Source organism: Magnetococcus marinus MC-1 (assembly GCF_000014865.1).
Classification (GTDB): Bacteria; Pseudomonadota; Magnetococcia; order Magnetococcales; family Magnetococcaceae; genus Magnetococcus; species Magnetococcus marinus.
Genome location: NC_008576.1, coordinates 1,781,599 through 1,796,755, shown reverse-complemented (window position 1 = coordinate 1,796,755; position 15,157 = coordinate 1,781,599). Strand labels below are relative to the sequence as shown.

13 protein-coding genes are annotated in these 15,157 nt (G+C 56.0%); 7 read left to right on the top strand and 6 right to left on the bottom strand.

Annotated elements, in window-relative coordinates; genetic code table 11:
* Positions 1 to 86: 86 nt before the first annotated feature.
* From bcp to MMC1_RS07505, 4 genes are all read right to left on the bottom strand, one after another.
* Entirely contained in the window at positions 87 to 548 is a 462-nt protein-coding gene (gene bcp / locus MMC1_RS07520) for a thioredoxin-dependent thiol peroxidase (protein ID WP_011713134.1), read from the bottom strand.
* 117 nt (positions 549 to 665) lie between these two features.
* Positions 666 to 1,808: a D-alanyl-D-alanine carboxypeptidase family protein gene (locus tag MMC1_RS07515; RefSeq protein ID WP_041640974.1), complete on the bottom strand. Its 1,143-nt coding sequence runs from the start codon at positions 1,806 to 1,808 to the stop codon at positions 666 to 668.
* A 60-nt stretch (positions 1,809 to 1,868) separates the two neighbouring features.
* Positions 1,869 to 2,717 carry a septal ring lytic transglycosylase RlpA family protein gene (locus MMC1_RS07510; RefSeq protein ID WP_011713132.1) on the bottom strand — a complete coding sequence of 283 codons (849 nt, stop codon included), beginning with the start codon at positions 2,715 to 2,717 and terminating at the stop codon, positions 1,869 to 1,871.
* 41 nt (positions 2,718 to 2,758) lie between these two features.
* Complete coding sequence (locus tag MMC1_RS07505) at positions 2,759 to 3,754, bottom strand: lytic murein transglycosylase (protein WP_011713131.1); 996 nt, start codon at positions 3,752 to 3,754, stop codon at positions 2,759 to 2,761.
* A 175-nt stretch (positions 3,755 to 3,929) separates the two neighbouring features.
* On the opposite strand from MMC1_RS07505, the gene MMC1_RS07500 reads away from it, so the two are divergent.
* Both MMC1_RS07500 and MMC1_RS07495 read left to right on the top strand, forming a co-directional pair.
* Positions 3,930 to 5,813 (top strand): ABC transporter ATP-binding protein, encoded by a 1,884-nt coding sequence (locus MMC1_RS07500; RefSeq protein ID WP_011713130.1) that lies wholly within the window; start codon positions 3,930 to 3,932, stop codon positions 5,811 to 5,813.
* The gene (locus tag MMC1_RS07495) at positions 5,810 to 7,621 is read left to right on the top strand and encodes an ABC transporter ATP-binding protein (protein WP_011713129.1); all 1,812 of its coding nucleotides are present in this window, start codon (positions 5,810 to 5,812) and stop codon (positions 7,619 to 7,621) included. The genes MMC1_RS07500 and MMC1_RS07495 overlap by 4 nt, the downstream gene beginning before the upstream one ends.
* Here MMC1_RS07495 and MMC1_RS07490 read toward each other — a convergent pair.
* Both MMC1_RS07490 and MMC1_RS07485 read right to left on the bottom strand, forming a co-directional pair.
* The gene (locus MMC1_RS07490) at positions 7,618 to 8,403 is read right to left on the bottom strand and encodes a response regulator (RefSeq protein WP_011713128.1); all 786 of its coding nucleotides are present in this window, start codon (positions 8,401 to 8,403) and stop codon (positions 7,618 to 7,620) included. The two genes, MMC1_RS07495 and MMC1_RS07490, sit on opposite strands and share 4 nt — an antisense overlap.
* A 144-nt stretch (positions 8,404 to 8,547) precedes the next feature.
* A complete protein-coding gene (locus tag MMC1_RS07485; RefSeq protein ID WP_041640972.1) occupies positions 8,548 to 8,742 on the bottom strand; it encodes a hypothetical protein in 195 nt (64 codons plus the stop codon).
* Between the two features lie 259 nt (positions 8,743 to 9,001).
* On the opposite strand from MMC1_RS07485, the gene MMC1_RS07480 reads away from it, so the two are divergent.
* The 5 genes from MMC1_RS07480 (at position 9,002) to MMC1_RS07460 (ending at position 15,157) form a co-directional block, all read left to right on the top strand.
* On the top strand, positions 9,002 to 10,033 hold the full coding sequence (locus MMC1_RS07480; protein ID WP_011713127.1) for an ABC transporter permease: 1,032 nt from the start codon (positions 9,002 to 9,004) through the stop codon (positions 10,031 to 10,033).
* A gap of 5 nt (positions 10,034 to 10,038) precedes the next feature.
* The gene (locus tag MMC1_RS07475; protein ID WP_011713126.1) at positions 10,039 to 11,649 is read left to right on the top strand and encodes an ABC transporter ATP-binding protein; all 1,611 of its coding nucleotides are present in this window, start codon (positions 10,039 to 10,041) and stop codon (positions 11,647 to 11,649) included.
* Between the two features lie 155 nt (positions 11,650 to 11,804).
* On the top strand, positions 11,805 to 13,391 hold the full coding sequence (locus MMC1_RS07470) for a B12-binding domain-containing radical SAM protein (protein WP_011713125.1): 1,587 nt from the start codon (positions 11,805 to 11,807) through the stop codon (positions 13,389 to 13,391).
* 78 nt (positions 13,392 to 13,469) lie between these two features.
* Complete coding sequence (locus MMC1_RS07465; protein ID WP_011713124.1) at positions 13,470 to 14,609, top strand: DUF2157 domain-containing protein; 1,140 nt, start codon at positions 13,470 to 13,472, stop codon at positions 14,607 to 14,609.
* The gene (locus MMC1_RS07460; protein ID WP_011713123.1) at positions 14,606 to 15,157 is read left to right on the top strand and encodes a GDYXXLXY domain-containing protein; all 552 of its coding nucleotides are present in this window, start codon (positions 14,606 to 14,608) and stop codon (positions 15,155 to 15,157) included. Before MMC1_RS07465 ends, MMC1_RS07460 begins: the two co-directional genes overlap by 4 nt.

Sequence of the window (15,157 nt, the reverse complement as noted above, 5' to 3'; positions counted from 1 at the left end):
ACCTTTTCCTTCAGACACCGCGCCACCCTTTCTTACCAAAGCAAACCCAACCGACCCGCACCTGTGATCCGTTTTTTAAACCACACTCACCCCAGCGCTGCCAAGACTTTCTGGGCATGCTCTTTAACCTGCACTTTTTTGTAAACGTGACTTACCACCCCGTCACCATCCACCACAAAGGTCGAACGCACAATACCCATGTAGGTTTTGCCATAGTTTTTCTTCTCTTGCCACACCCCAAACGCCTCGCACCCCTTTACCTCAACATCGGCCAGCAGGGTGAAGCTTAGATCATACTTACTAATGAAATTGGTGTGGGATTTGACCGAATCCTTAGAGATGCCAATAATAGTATATCCCTTAGCGGCGAATTCACCCTTGAGAGCCTCAAAATCCTGTGCCTCGGTGGTGCAGCCAGGGGTGTTATCTTTGGGGTAAAAATAGATCACGGCCCCCTTTTCCCCCAGCAATTCTTTTAACGACCGCTCTTCGCCGCTTTGATCAGGTAGGCTTAGACTCGGTATGCTCGCTCCAATTTCCAACACCATTCACTCTCCTAAACCCAGTTCTCGCCGTCTGACCAACAGAAAATGTTAAGGATAACCCAAGCATGCCTCTCCCCCTTAACAAAAAAACCATTTGGCCCGTGAAAATAAGATCTCGCTCTACCAGCCCAACTGCAAACGGATCGCGTCCAACAAAACCACCATAAGATTACCCTCTGGCACCTCATTCTTGGCCACAACCGGCTGCCGCATGACCTCTTGCCCCTCTAACTTAACCACCAAAGAACCCAGCGCTTGACCCTGCCGCACCGGAGCAACCAGCGGCTCATTAAACACAATGCCGGCCTCCAAGGCACCCCGCTGACGCTTAGGCACGGTAATACGCATGGGGTTATAGATCACCCCATCCACCTCTTTCTGGCTGCCCTTCCATACCCGCAGGGTGCGTACTGTGGCGCCAGCTTCAAACAGGTTAACCGTTTCAAACGAGCGATTACCATAGTGCAGCAAACGCATAGACTCCTCTTCCCGTACCTCGGTACTGCTGGATCCCATCACCACCGAGCAGAGCCGCTGGCCATCTTTTTCCCGCACGGCGATCAAACAATAGCCCGCCTCGCTGGTATGACCCGTCTTCAGGCCAGTAATGTATTTATCCTTCCACAGCAAATGGTTGCGGTTTACTTGGCGGATACCATTAAAGGTATACTCCTTCTGCTGCACATAGTGGGCATACTCGGGGAAATGCTTCATCAAGGCCGCTGTTAAGATAAAAAAATCCCGTGCGCTACTCTGATGACCCGGCGCGGGCAAGCCCGATGCATTGGCAAAGTGAGAGGCCTCCATACCCAATGCGGCGGCTTTGGCGTTCATCATATCAGCAAAACCCTTTTCAGAGCCCCCCAGATACTCCGCTACCACCACACAGGCATCATTACCGCTCTGCACGGCGATGCCACGAATAAGATCCTCAACCCGGATCTTATCCCCCACTTTGACGAAGGTTTTAGAGCCTTCCCGCTGCCAAGCGTTGCGGCTGACCGGCATGGAGGTCTCCAAGGTAATATCCCCTTTTTGCAGCGCTTCATAGAGCAAATAGAGGGTCATTACCTTGGTCAAAGAGGCCGGTGGCAACGGCATATCACTGTTTTGATCAAACAGGATGGCACCACTGTCAATATCCCCCATGATCGCCGCTTTGGCGCGCACGTGAAAAGGTAGCCCTTCGGCCCAGGCCTGACTTCCAGCCAGAATAGTGACCATTAGAGCCAACATCGTGTTACGCAACAACTTAAAAGACATAGTTTTCATCCATTCCATCTGATGAAAGATCGGTTTTTACTCTAGCCATCTGACCCCACCCTAGGGGTCAATAAGACGACTACTCGGAAAGCCCAAAGCCACCAATTTTTTTAACAACTCATCCAGCGACCCATCCGCATTCAACGGACCCAGCCTGACACGATACAACGGCGGCTGCTGATTGGGAACCGGTTCTATGCGGGCGGCCCCAAGATGATCAATGCGCTTAACAACCCGATGGGCATTTCCTTGATTAGAAAACGCCCCAACTTGCACCAGTACCTGACGGGTAGGCAGTGCCTGGGTGCGCCGTCTATTTTCAGCCACCGAGATGGGGGGCTCCTCATTGCGTTGCACTATGGGTGCCTTCACCTCTCGTGTAGCGGGATGGGCGGCCTCTGTCGGTACCTGCATATCCTGCGGCTCATGCTGTAGCTTGGGCTCGCCACTCAAGGCTTGAATGCGTACCTTAGTGGTACCCTGCACCGCAAAACCCAAACGCCGCGCCGCTTCGTAGGACATGTCAATCAACCGATCCCCGACAAAGGGCCCCCGATCATTAATGCGCACAATAACCCGCCGCCCATTGCTTAAGTTGGTCACTTGCGCAATCGAGGGCAACGGCAAGGTTTTATGTGCCGCCGTCATGGCATGCATATCAAAAATTTCACCGTTGGCAGTGGGTTTACCATGAAATTGCGAACCATACCAAGAGGCGACCCCCACCGCATCATAACCCCTAGCCGTGGGCACGGGGCGGTAGGTAATGCCCTCAATACTATAGGGCTCCCCAACCTTAACGTGAGGAACAGGTAACGAAGGTTGGCTTACGGGGGGGGGCGGGGGCGGCGTCACACTACAACCCGCCAGCACCAACAAAAACACCCCCACTAACAGCGTTCTTAACATCCGGCTAAACTCCCTCATTCGTGGGCTGGCCGCGCTTGGGCTCACAGCACAAATCCTTCCGCCAACTCACCCACCACTTTGGCAAAGCGGGTGGAGCGGTTCCAATCCAATATCACCCGAAAATTATTAAAAACCCCATAATAACGCAGGCCATCCTGCTCCTCTAGGGCGATCAAGGCCATTGCTCGTTCCGCTGGCGGTGGCTCACCACGGGTGCGCACACCAAGCGCATACCAGCTTGACCAAGGTTGCATCTCTTTGACCTTTGCTGACTTGATGGCACTTAGATCGGTGATGCCGTACACCGGGATAAGGTAAGGCCCCCCTAATTCCCAGCCATGTTTACCCAGATAATGGGCAATGGATGCGGTGGCGTCCATGGGGTTATTAAATACATCCAAGCGACCATCGCCATCACCATCCACTGCATAATAACGTAGGGAACTGGGGATCATCTGCACATGCCCCATGGCACCAGCATAAGAGCCTTTCAACAGCATCGGGTCCCAGCCCTGTTGCCGACAGAGGATAAGAAAATGGCGCAGCTCTTGGCGAAAGAAGGTTTGTCGGCGGGGATAGTCCACGGCCAAGGTAAACAGGGTGCGCAACACCGGATGCTCCCCTTGGTTACGACCAAAACGGCTCTCCATCCCCCACAACGCTAGGACAAAGGGGGCATCCACCCCATAACGTGCCCCTGCGGCTTCCAGCATAGCGCGGTGCTGCTGCCACGCTTCCCGCCCCTTTTTGTAGAGCCAAGGCGAGGTAACGTGCTCTCGATAAAGATAAAAGGGTTTGGCTTCAGCTTGATGATTCATGGCCCGGATCACCCGGGGATACTTCTTCAGATTTTGAAACACCCCTCGCAACCAAGGGGCGTCTAGCCCATCGGCCCCGGCCCACTGTGCCAGCCAGGGATAACGCAGCAAGGGATCCTCGGCTACCTGCCCTGCATGGGCGGAGGTTAGGATGCCCGGCAGCAACAGCGTAGCCGCTGTACCCCGTAGCATTTCGCGTCGATTGAGTATACCAAACATGCCTGCCCCACAGAGTCCACCGGTTGACCCACTCGCCCATCATGCCGGTAGGCACGTTAGGTTTCAACGGCTGGCATCAAACCACCCCCGCCTTTTTTTGCCTTCCATTTACCTATCTGCCGCTCTCTGCCTATACTCAGGGAACCTGTCGCCCTACGCGAGGTCCTAAAGCGTCATGAATCTTATACTAACGCCCATTGGGCGATTTTTACATCGGATACGCCATTTACTGCCCCACTATCAGCGCTACCGACGCGCCTTTGTATGGGGCTTTCTGCTGCTTATTGCCACCAATGCCAGTGCCGCGCTGATCCCCTATTTAATGAAGCTTGCCATCGACACCCTTCAGCGCGGCGAGGGGATGACGGATGTCAAAACCTATGCCCTGTTGCTGGCTCTGCTGGCGGTGCTCACGGCGCTGTTGCGGATACGCGCCCGCACCCATGTGTTTCGCATTGGCCGTGAAGTCGAGCGGGATATGCGCAACCTCTACCATGCTCAGTTGCAAGATCTAGAGGCCCCCCTCTTCGACCATGCCCGTACCGGTGATCTGGTCTCCCGGGGCATCGGCGATATTACGGCCCTGCGCATGTTTATGGGTCCGGGTTTTCTACAGCTTACCAACGCCTCGCTGGTCTATATTTTGGTGCTGCCTGCCATGCTTTGGCTCAACCCCTGGTTGACCCTTATGGCGCTACTCCCCCTGCCCTTTGTGGTCATAGCCGCCCGTCAATTGACCAAGCGACTCTACCGTTATAGCCGTATGGTTGCAGACCGCTTTGGTGGGTTAACCGCCTTTGTGCAAGAGTCGGTGGCGGGCATGGGGGTTATTCGCACCTATGCCCGTGAGGATGCTTGGAACCAACGCTTTTACGAAGAGACCGATAAACTTTATGCCACCCAACAGGATCACGCCAGACTGCAAGGCATGTTTCAACCGCTCATGCTCTTTAGCGGCGGTTTGGGTGCCTGGATAATCTTAGCCGTGGGTGGTCCTGGCGTGGTACAGGGCAACTTGACGGTGGGGGATTTTGTGGCCTTTACCGGCTATCTGACCCTGATGATTCAACCCACCGTAGCGCTGGGGTGGATCCTTACCGTCATGCAGCGGGGCTTGGCCGCCATCGACCGCCTGAGCGAGGTGCTGGATATCACCCCCAGCAACGCCGATCACCCCCAGCAGGCACTGCACCCAGAGCCCACCACCCCCTATGCCATTGAGATCCGCCATCTCAATTTTTTCTACCAGCAGGATCGACGCATTGCCCCCCGCAGTAAAGAGGCCGCACCCTCCCACGCGGTGACCACCGCTGCGGGGGATGGCACAGAACCCGCCGCCGTACAGACCCTGCATGATATTACCCTAACGGTCCCCCATGGTCACTTTGTGGGCTTGGCCGGGCGCATTGGCAGTGGTAAATCCACCCTACTGCGCTGCTTGAGCCGCACCTATCCCATTCCACAAGGCAGCCTGTTTTTGGATGGTGTGGATCTGGCCCATGTACCCGAAGCCCAACTGCGCCAACACCTTACCATGACCCCGCAGGAGAGCCTGCTGTTCTCCCGGCCACTGCTGGAAAACCTGCTCTATGGTCAGCCCGACGAAGATGAAGCGTGCGCCTGGGAAGCTGCCCGCAATGCTGCTTTTGATGAAGAGGTCGAGGGCATGCCCCAAGGTATGGAGACCTTAATCGGTGAACGGGGCATCACCCTTTCGGGCGGCCAGCGCCAGCGGGCCGCACTGGCCCGCGCCTTGGTGGTTAACCCGCGCATTTTACTGCTGGATGATATTTTTAGTTCGGTGGATGCCCGTACTGAAGCACACATTCTTAATGCCCTGCTGGACCGCCCCGACCGTCCCACCATGGTCATGGTGTGTCAGCGGGTAGCCGCCCTGCACCGGGCCGACACCATCTACCTGATGGATCAAGGGCGCATCTGCGAAACAGGCAACCACCAGTCGCTTATGCAGAGCAGCAGCCTCTATCAAGCGTTGCATACGGAGATGCAACGCAAAGAGCAGTTGGAAGAGATGGAGCAACCCGAGGTGCAACCATGAGTCCCCCGCCCATCGAAGCCGTTACCGAAGAGACCCGTTATGGTGCCTTTTTGGATCTGCATCTGTTACGGCGTTTTTTCCGTTACGCCAAACCCCATACACGCTGGGTCTTGTTGGCCCTCGCCATTTTGCCCTTGAACACCCTTATTCAGTTAGGGCAACCCCTACTGTTAAGGCAAGCGGTGGATGAACACCTCATCCCCGGCACGCTGGATGGCTTTGCTGGATTGCTGGTTGCATTGGGCGTTTTGTTGTTGCTACAAGCCTTGGCGGGCTATGGCATGTCGGTGGTTAATGCCACCCTGGGGCAGCGGGTGGTGCGAGATCTGCGGCGCGACCTGTTTGGCCATTTATTACGCTTGGATGCCAGCTATTTTAATAAACACGCCTCGGGTCGTACCACCAATCGCGTTACCAATGATGTGGAGGCGGTTAGCCAGATGGTCTCCGCGGGTTTAATCCACCTTATTGGCGATGTGGTGCTGCTGACGGGCATTCTCATCAGCATGGCGCTGTTAGCCCCAACCCTTTCTCTCACGCTGGTTGTGGCACTGCCCCTGATTGTGGGGGGAACCCTGCTGGCCGCCAAAAAAAGCCGCCTCGCGCAACGGGAAAACCGCTTGATGCTGGCCCGCATGGCCAGCCGCCTGACAGAAGAGATTGAAGGACAGCAAGAGGTACGACTGTTTCATCGGCAGCAGCGCAACCATGCGGAATTTGAGCAGCAAAATCAGGTTTATTTTACCTCATCACTGGTGAGCAACACTTGGGAAGCCTTCCAATTTAGCTTTATTGATGCACTCTCTACCGTGGTTATCGCAGCGCTATTTTGGATTGGCGCCAGCATGAGCAGCGCCGACGGCGTGACCATTGGCACCCTGGTGGCTTTTATTGATTATGTGCGCCGGGTTTTTCAACCGGTACGGGATCTATCGGGGAAATTTACCACCATGCAGGCAGCCATGACCGCGTTGGAACGTATTTTTGGCCTTTTGGACAGCAAACCACAGATCACGGACGCCCAAGTTAACCATGCCTTCACCCTGCCCGCCCGCCCCCGCTTGGTGATGCAGGAGGTCGGCTTTGCCTATGGCGAGCAGCCCATATTAAAAAATCTCTCGCTGACCGTGGAACCCGGTGAACAGGTCGCAGTGGTTGGCCCCACCGGGGCCGGTAAAAGCACCCTCATTAAACTGCTCAACCGTACCTACGAACCCCAACAGGGGATCATTCAACTGGGCGGTCAAGATCTGCAAAATATTCCCATGGCTACTCTGCGTCGTACGGTGGGGGTGGTCCCTCAAGAGACCTTTTTATTTAGCGGTACCATTGCTGAGAACATTCACTTGCGCGACCCTTCTATCCCACAAGCGGCGGTGGAGGAGGCCGCCCACAAAACCGGCGCCATGGCTTTTATCGCCGACCTGCCTGAAGGCCTGAATACCCGATTGACCGAACGGGGGGGCAATCTTTCTAGTGGGCAGCGGCAGTTGTTGGGCATTACCCGTGCGTTTGTGTTTAACCCTGCCTTGCTGATCTTGGATGAAGCCACCAGCTCGGTGGATACCATCAGCGAACGCTTGATCCAAAACGCCTTACAGGAGCTGATGGTCGGGCGTACCGCCATTGTGATTGCACACCGGCTGAACACCATTATTGGAGCAGATCGTGTCATTGTGATGCATGGGGGAGAGATCATCCAGGGGGGCTCACACCAAACACTGGTCACTCAGCCTGGGCTCTATCGTAAGTTGTGTGAACTGCAATTTGGTTTAGACGGCAGCCTACCGACGCTCCAGCAGGGTTAATGCAGACGCTGACGCAGGGTTTGAAGAATGGGGGCGTAGGCATCGGCCAGCCGCTGATAACGGCTCCAGGCCCGTTCTGCGTCCTCAGCCCGAATCGCCTCGTGCATGCTCAGCGCCAGACCGGCCAATGAGGGAAACAGCACGTTGACCATACTCCCTTTAAGAATATGCGACAGCTCGCGGGCCTGTTCAAAGTGCCCCTGCTGAATCGCTCGCGCCAGCGGTGATAAAAGTTCTGGTACCTGCTCTAAAATGACCAGAGCCACCTCGGCAAAGGCCTCTTCAGGCAAGCCCATTTGACGCATAGCATCGTCCACATCAATCTGGGCAGGCTGTATGGGGGTTAATGGCGTGATACGCTCCTGGGGGCGTATCGCCACACCCCAAGGGTGTTGGGGCAGGTGAATACGCAGAACCGCTAGCATGGCATGCAGATCCACCGGTTTGTGCAGCACATCATCCAGCTCAGCCTGATCGCAGGTGCTTTGGGCTTGATCTTGCGCCTCAGCCGTTAAGGCGATCACCGGCACCCGCTGGTAATGGTTGCTCTGTTCAGCGGCACGGATGCGCCGAGTTGCCTCACCACCATCCACACCTGGCATGCGACAGTCCATAAAAATAAGATCATAGCGCTGTTGGCTGGCCATGAGCACCCCCTGCTCGCCCCCCTCTGCGGTATCAATTTGCACACCCTCACCACAGATATTGGCCAGTAGGCCACGGGCCACCTTTAAGTTGGATGGCTGATCGTCAACAATCAGGATGTGCAGTTGCTGGGGCATCAACAAAGACCTGTAAAAGAGGGCAAATAGATGCCTTTAGAGCATCCTTTTTTGTTACTTTTACAAATATAAGATACGCAAGGGATGCGGGTCCACCGCTCACGTCGGGTTGACCCGGTTTTTTTTACCAGCCAAGGTGCGGCTTTAAGGCAGCGTGGGGGCTAAAATTTTAATCAATCGCTCAATTTCGGCCTCTGTTAGTACTGTATCCATCGACAGCACCTTCAACGGCTTATCGTAGTTGGATGAAGCATGATTGTCCGAAAACCCTTTACCGTGGGCGTGGGCAGGCGCACACTCTGCACCTTGCATTGAGCGGGTGTTTTGTTTTAGATCCATGGTTGAACTCCAACGCAAAGCGCGTCATTGTGGGCGGACTGGTCTTCTTAGCGAGACACTTAACGGCCCCAATACGCGCGGCTGCACGGCTCTTTTGCTCTCCGAGCCAGAGACCACCCTGGCAGCCCCGTGCAGGGTTTAAATTGCAAGCTACGGGCCAGCGCTCGCGCGGTGCGGTACCCTTGCGGATATTTTTTTAACCGTTTGTTTTATCTTGTTCCATACCCTCTGCAATACCATTCCAGGAGCGGGTCTAACGATGGGTTTTTGGCACCCAACCCCCTACACACGTCAACGCTGGCTGCGCTTTAAACAGCATCGCCGGGGCTATTGGTCCCTGTGGATTTTTAGCCTGTTGTTTGCGCTAAGCCTGGGTGCGGAGTTGATCTCCAACGACAAACCGCTGTTGCTCTTCTATGAGGGGCGCTACTACACGCCGGTCTTTGTCACCTATGCCGAGACCAGCTTCGGCGGGGATTTTGAGACCGAGGCAGACTATAAAGACCCTTTTATTCTGGAAAAATTGACCGCACCGGGCAATTGGGTGCTCTTTCCCCCCAATCCCCACAGTTACCAATCCATCAATCTACAGCTTAGCCACCCTGCCCCATCACCGCCAGACGCGGTCAACCGACTGGGCACCGATGACCGGGCGCGGGATGTGCTGGCCCGTCTGATCTATGGGTTTCGTGTTTCGGTACTGTTTGCCTTGGCACTCACCCTGGTGGGGGTGGTGCTGGGGATTTTGGCTGGGGCGATCCAGGGCTATTTTGTGGGGAAGGTTGACCTAATTGCCCAGCGCTTTATCGAAATCTGGGGGGGCATGCCAGAGCTCTATTTGCTGATCATTTTTGCTAGTATTTTTGATCCCAGCATTTTGCTGCTGCTGCTGCTGCTCTCTCTGTTTGGTTGGATGGGTCTCTCGGACTATGTGCGTGCCGAATTTTTGCGGGGACGCGGCATGACCTATGTTAAAGCAGCCCGCGCCATGGGGGCCAGCAACCGCACCATCATGTTTCGCCATCTGCTGCCCAACGCCATGACCCCGGTGATCACGTTTCTGCCCTTTCGCATTACGGCGGCCATTCTCTCCCTTACCAGCCTCGATTTTTTGGGTCTGGGTGTGCCCCCCACCACCCCTAGCTTGGGGGAGCTGTTACGTCAAGGCAAGGGCAATATTGAGGCGTGGTGGCTCTCCCTGACCACCTTTTTGGTGCTGGTGGTCATGTTGATGCTGCTCAATTTTATTGGCGAAGCGTTGCGCGACGCCATGGACCCACGCAAGGAGTGATGCCCATGGCTACGCCAACACCACTGCTGGAAGTCAAAGGTTTGCAGATTGATTTTCCCAACCATGGCACCACGGCGGTCAAGGGGGTGGATTTTTATTGCCACCGTAGTGAGGTGGTGGCGCTGGTGGGGGAATCGGGCAGTGGCAAAACCCTCTCCGCCCTCTCCGCCTTGGGTCTATTGCCCCCAGGGGCACGCCGCCACGTTGAGCATATTCGCTTTGATAACCAAGATCTAACCCACTGGGGCGAGTCGCAACTGCGCACCATTCGGGGCCGCGACATCGGTATGGTGTTTCAGGAGCCCATGACCTCCCTTAATCCGGTCCAGACGGTTGAGGCACAGCTCACCGAGCCCTTGCGCATTCATGGCAGACCTACCGCCAAGGCGCAACTAAGCCGCGCCCTGGCGTTGCTGGAGCTGTGCGGCCTGCCCGAACCCAGGCGTATCATGGCGGGCTACCCCCACCAGCTCTCTGGCGGGCAGCGCCAGCGGGTGATGATCGCTATGGCGCTTATGTGTGACCCAAAATTGTTGGTGGCCGACGAACCGACCACCGCCCTGGATGTCACCATTCAAGCCCAAATTCTGGATCTATTGCGACAACTGCAACGAGATCTGGGCATGGCGCTCTTGATGATCTCCCACGATCTGCCGATGGTAGAACGCATGGCCCAGCGCATTTATGTGATGCGCCATGGGCAGGTGGTGGAGAGCGGCCCCACCGCCCCCCTGTTTGCGAACCCTCAGCACCCTTACACCCGCATGCTCATTGATAGCCTACCCAATCAGGCGGCCCCATGCCTACCCCAGCCCCGCATAGCCCCGCTTTACACCGCCAACCGGGTGCAGTGCCATTTTCCCATCAAAAAGGGGCTGTTTAAACGCACCGTCGGCTACGTTAAGGCGGTGGATGGCATTGATTTGGCCTTGCGTCCCGGAGAGACCATCGGCGTGGTTGGGGAGTCAGGCAGTGGCAAGACCACTTTGGGGGAGACCCTGTTGCGCCTTAACCGTGGCCAAGGTGAGCTTATCTTTGCTCAGCACCCCCTTAAGGATAACCAGCTTGGCCCTTTCCGTCGCCAGGTGCAGGTGGTGTTTCAGGACCCCTACGCCTCGCTCTCCCCGCGCATGACCATTGGCGAAACGCTGGTGGAGGGGCTGGCCCTGCACGCCCCCCAATTAAGCAAGCAGACCCACCTACAACAGGCCCAAGAGGCGTTGCAGGAGGTGGGTTTAGAGGCCGCCGTCATGTCGCGCTATCCCCATCAATTTTCTGGGGGGCAACGGCAACGCATCGCCATTGCCAGGGCCATGGTACTCAAGCCCAAAGTGCTGATTTTGGATGAACCCACCAGCGCCCTGGATCTTTCTGTACAGGCGCAAATATTGGCGCTGCTCCAGCGCTTGCAACAACAGTATCAGTTGGCCTATCTCTTTATCTCCCACGATCTGCGGGTGGTAAGAATGTTGGCCCACGAGGTGATGGTAATGCACCACGGGGTGTGTGTGGAACGGGGGCCCACCGAACGCCTGTTTAACCACCCTGAGCACCCCTATACCCAGGAGCTGCTCAGGGCGGCCCTGGAGATGACACGGGCCGGGGCCGCCGCATGATGGCCTTCGATCCCCTGCCCTGCGCCCAAGCTTGCCCCTAGAGGCAACCTTTTACGGCAGAGCGGGGACAAAGGGTGAGGGACGTTTTTTAACAGGACAACCCACTGAGGCGGTTTATATGAACGCCCACAGTGCGATGATGCGTGGAGTCGGATATGGATATGCTGCTGGTTAATCCCAAGCATGGCGGCGGTCATGAGGGCATCTTTCCCTGGGGGGTGCTCAGTGTGGGCAGCTACCTAAAGCAGGCGGGCTATGATGTGCAGATTATTGACGCCTCCATCCATGGTATTGAGGCGACCCTACAACAGATCGAGCAGCATCTTCACGGGGGGCTCAATCTGATTGGCCTGGCCAGCATGTCCCTAGATGCCCCCTTTATTAAAAGGGCCACCGACCGCATTAAGACCCTGGCCCCCCACTGCACGGTGGTGGTGGGCGGCCCCCACGCGGCACTCTGCCCCGAAAGTACGGTGCGCTATAAACACATTGATTATGTGGTGCCCAATGAAGGGGAGATCACCGCCCAACGGCTGATTGAGGCACTGCGCCATGCAGGGCGCATTGACCCGGCTCAAATCCCGGGGCTCGCCTGGATTGACGAGCAGGACCACTACCGCTGCAACCCAACGGAGTATGTGGGTTTTTACGATATTGATTATGAGCTGCTGGACCCCAAGGTTAAAGCCACCTATGGGCAGGAGGTGCAGGTGCTCTCTGGGCGGGGTTGCTCCTTTAAGTGTACCTTTTGCTACAACGTGGTATCGGGGCAGAAGTGGAAAGGACGCTCAGCCAAAGATATTCTCGATGAGATTCAAAGAATTATTGAACGTTACCAAACACGCCGCATTTTTTTTCGCGATGAGCTGTTTTTTCACAGCAAGGGGCGTGTCTTAGAATTTTTGGATCTTTATACCTCCCGCAACTGTAACTTTGAATGGATTGCCAGCGTCCGGGCCACCGACTTTCGCGATACCTTTGTGGACGAAGCCCTCATGTCCCGCATGGAGCAGTGCGGCTGCCGCTTTTTGCGCATTGGGGCCGAGTCGGGCTCTGATGAGATCCTCAAGGATATTAAAAAGGGCATTAAGGTGGAAAATGTACGGCGCACCACTGAAATTATCGCCAAACATCCCAAGGTCAAGCTGTTAGCTGGCTTTATGATTGGCCTGCCCACCGAACAGCGTAAAGATTATTACGCCACCCTAGATCTTATTGCCTGGATGAGCCGACAGGGAGAGAACATTCAGGCCAAAGGCCCCTATGCCTACCGCATCTATCCCGGTGGGGAACTGTTCGATGAAATCGTGCATGAAAATCCCCAATTTGCCCTACCCGTTAACTTTGAGGGGTGGGTTGAGCGCTATGATGTCAAGCGGGGCATCTCTGCTGGAGAGTATGACAAAGACGCGCCGCAACCCTGGTTAAGGGATCAAGATCGCTTTTTGGTGCAGAACGCCTTTCGCTTACGCCAACTCGCTTTTGAAAAGCTGGACCCCCAGATTACCGGCCTGCGCCGTTTGCTGTTGCTGGGGTTGATCTTGCTGTTTCGCCTGCGCTTTCGGTTGGGCTGGTACCGTGCCCTGTGGGATCTACAGTTGGCTGAATGGATCTACCGTTTTGACTTTAACCATCTGCTCACCAACTCTAGCCTGTTCCGTGGCTTAGAGCGGCTACCCCTCTACCACCAATTTAAACGCACCGCACTGTTTGGCTGGTTAAAGCGTCAACGCCACGCCTAAGCGCCATGGTGCAGGCGATGCGGTCGTCGTTAGCCCCTTGCTGGACATTGGCAACCCACGGTTGGGAGCATTTTTGGCATGACCAAGCTGGAAAAACAACTGCACCTTTGGGTCAGCCAAGGGTTATTGCAACCCCAACAAGCACACGCGATTAGCCTTTTTGAAGAGGCGCATGGTCAAACCCATAGCAGCCCTATCTTGCAAGGGTTTATGGGGCTCGGGGCGCTGGCGGTGGGCATTGGCACCCTCTCCATCGTCGCTGCCAACTGGTGGCAGATTGCCGATGGCATTAAACTCGCTGTCGATCTCTTGCTGCTGCTAGGGTTGGCTCTGGGGGTTTTTGCGCAGCGCCTGCGCGGCGGTTTGCTCTACGAGGTGCTGCTGTTGCTGTTTGCCCTGCTCTGCATGGCCAGCATTGGTTTAATTGCGCAAATTTTTCACAGTGATGGGTCATTAGATGAGGCCCTGCTGCTGTGGGGTGGCCTGACCCTTGGTGTGACCCTGCTCTCGCAAAGAAGCCTATTACCCTGGCTGTGGCTTACCCTAACCGGCGGTGCGGGCTTGGTTAAACTGCTCAGCTCCGTTGCCCCCTTTATGCATTGGAATTTTGAGCAGCAACTGCTACTGAGCATGCTACTGCTCCCCGCTGTTACCAGCCTGTTTATCCTACTCTTGCGTCAGCGCTGGCCCGGCATGACCGCAGCCCTGCATTTTTGGTTGCTGTTAAGCTGGATCACAGGGGTTATCTGGGTGGATCTACTCGCCACCATGGGGGAACGCCCCACCTTCCAGGCCGCTCCACCCCTTATCTACGGTGGTGTGACTCTGCTGCCCGCGCTGTTGCTGCTGTTGTTCTACCAGCCGCTCAGCGGCTTGCGCAAAAGCTTGCTGCTGATCCTGGGCGTGGGATACCTGCTGCTCTACCCCCTCTGCTTGGTTTGGCTACCCTGGGAACCCATGGGGGCGATCTGCACCCTGCTACTGGGCAGCACGGCGGCCCTTTATGCCGGCTTGCATGAGTCGTGGCGCACCCTGTTTAACCTGCTCTTATGGCTTATTGGCGTACGCCTGCTGCTGGTCTATTTTGTGGCTTTTGGGGGGCTGGCCCAGACCGGGGTGGGGTTAATCCTAGGTGGCCTGTTGCTGCTGGGGTTAATCGGCGCATGGCACCGCTTGGCCGCCCCTCTGAAACGCTGGATTGGGGGGCTTGAAGGGTGAAAATTTTAAATTTTAGAGTGGGCATCGCCCTTGCCCTACCGATTTTAGTGCTCATTGGCATGGTGTTGCAACAAGGGGCCTACTTCTCCCAAAGCCCTGTTGTCACCCTACCCATTGAGGGTTTTGACCCCCGCGATCTGCTTGCTGGGCACTATTTGACCTACCGCATTCGCTATCCGGTCAAAAATCTGTGTCAATCCCCTCCCGGCCAAGCTCAACCGCGCCGTGGTGCGCCCCCCCTAACCGCGCCCAAACCGGCAGCAGCTGTGCAGGGGTTTGTCTGCCTGGATCCCCCGGGCTTTAGCTTTCAGCAACCTACCCCCAACCAGTGCGGTGTCTGGCTAACGGGTCTCTGTGAACGGGGGCAACTCATCGCTGGGGTTGAGAAATTTTACATCCCCCAGGAGATGGCCCCTGACCTAGAGCAGGCGGTGCGCACCCAGCGGGGGGAGATTACCCTACGCATTCACCCCCATGGCCGTGCCCAGGTTAAGATGCTCTTTATTGACGGGCAACCTTGGGACCATTGGATCAAAGCATCCCACTAG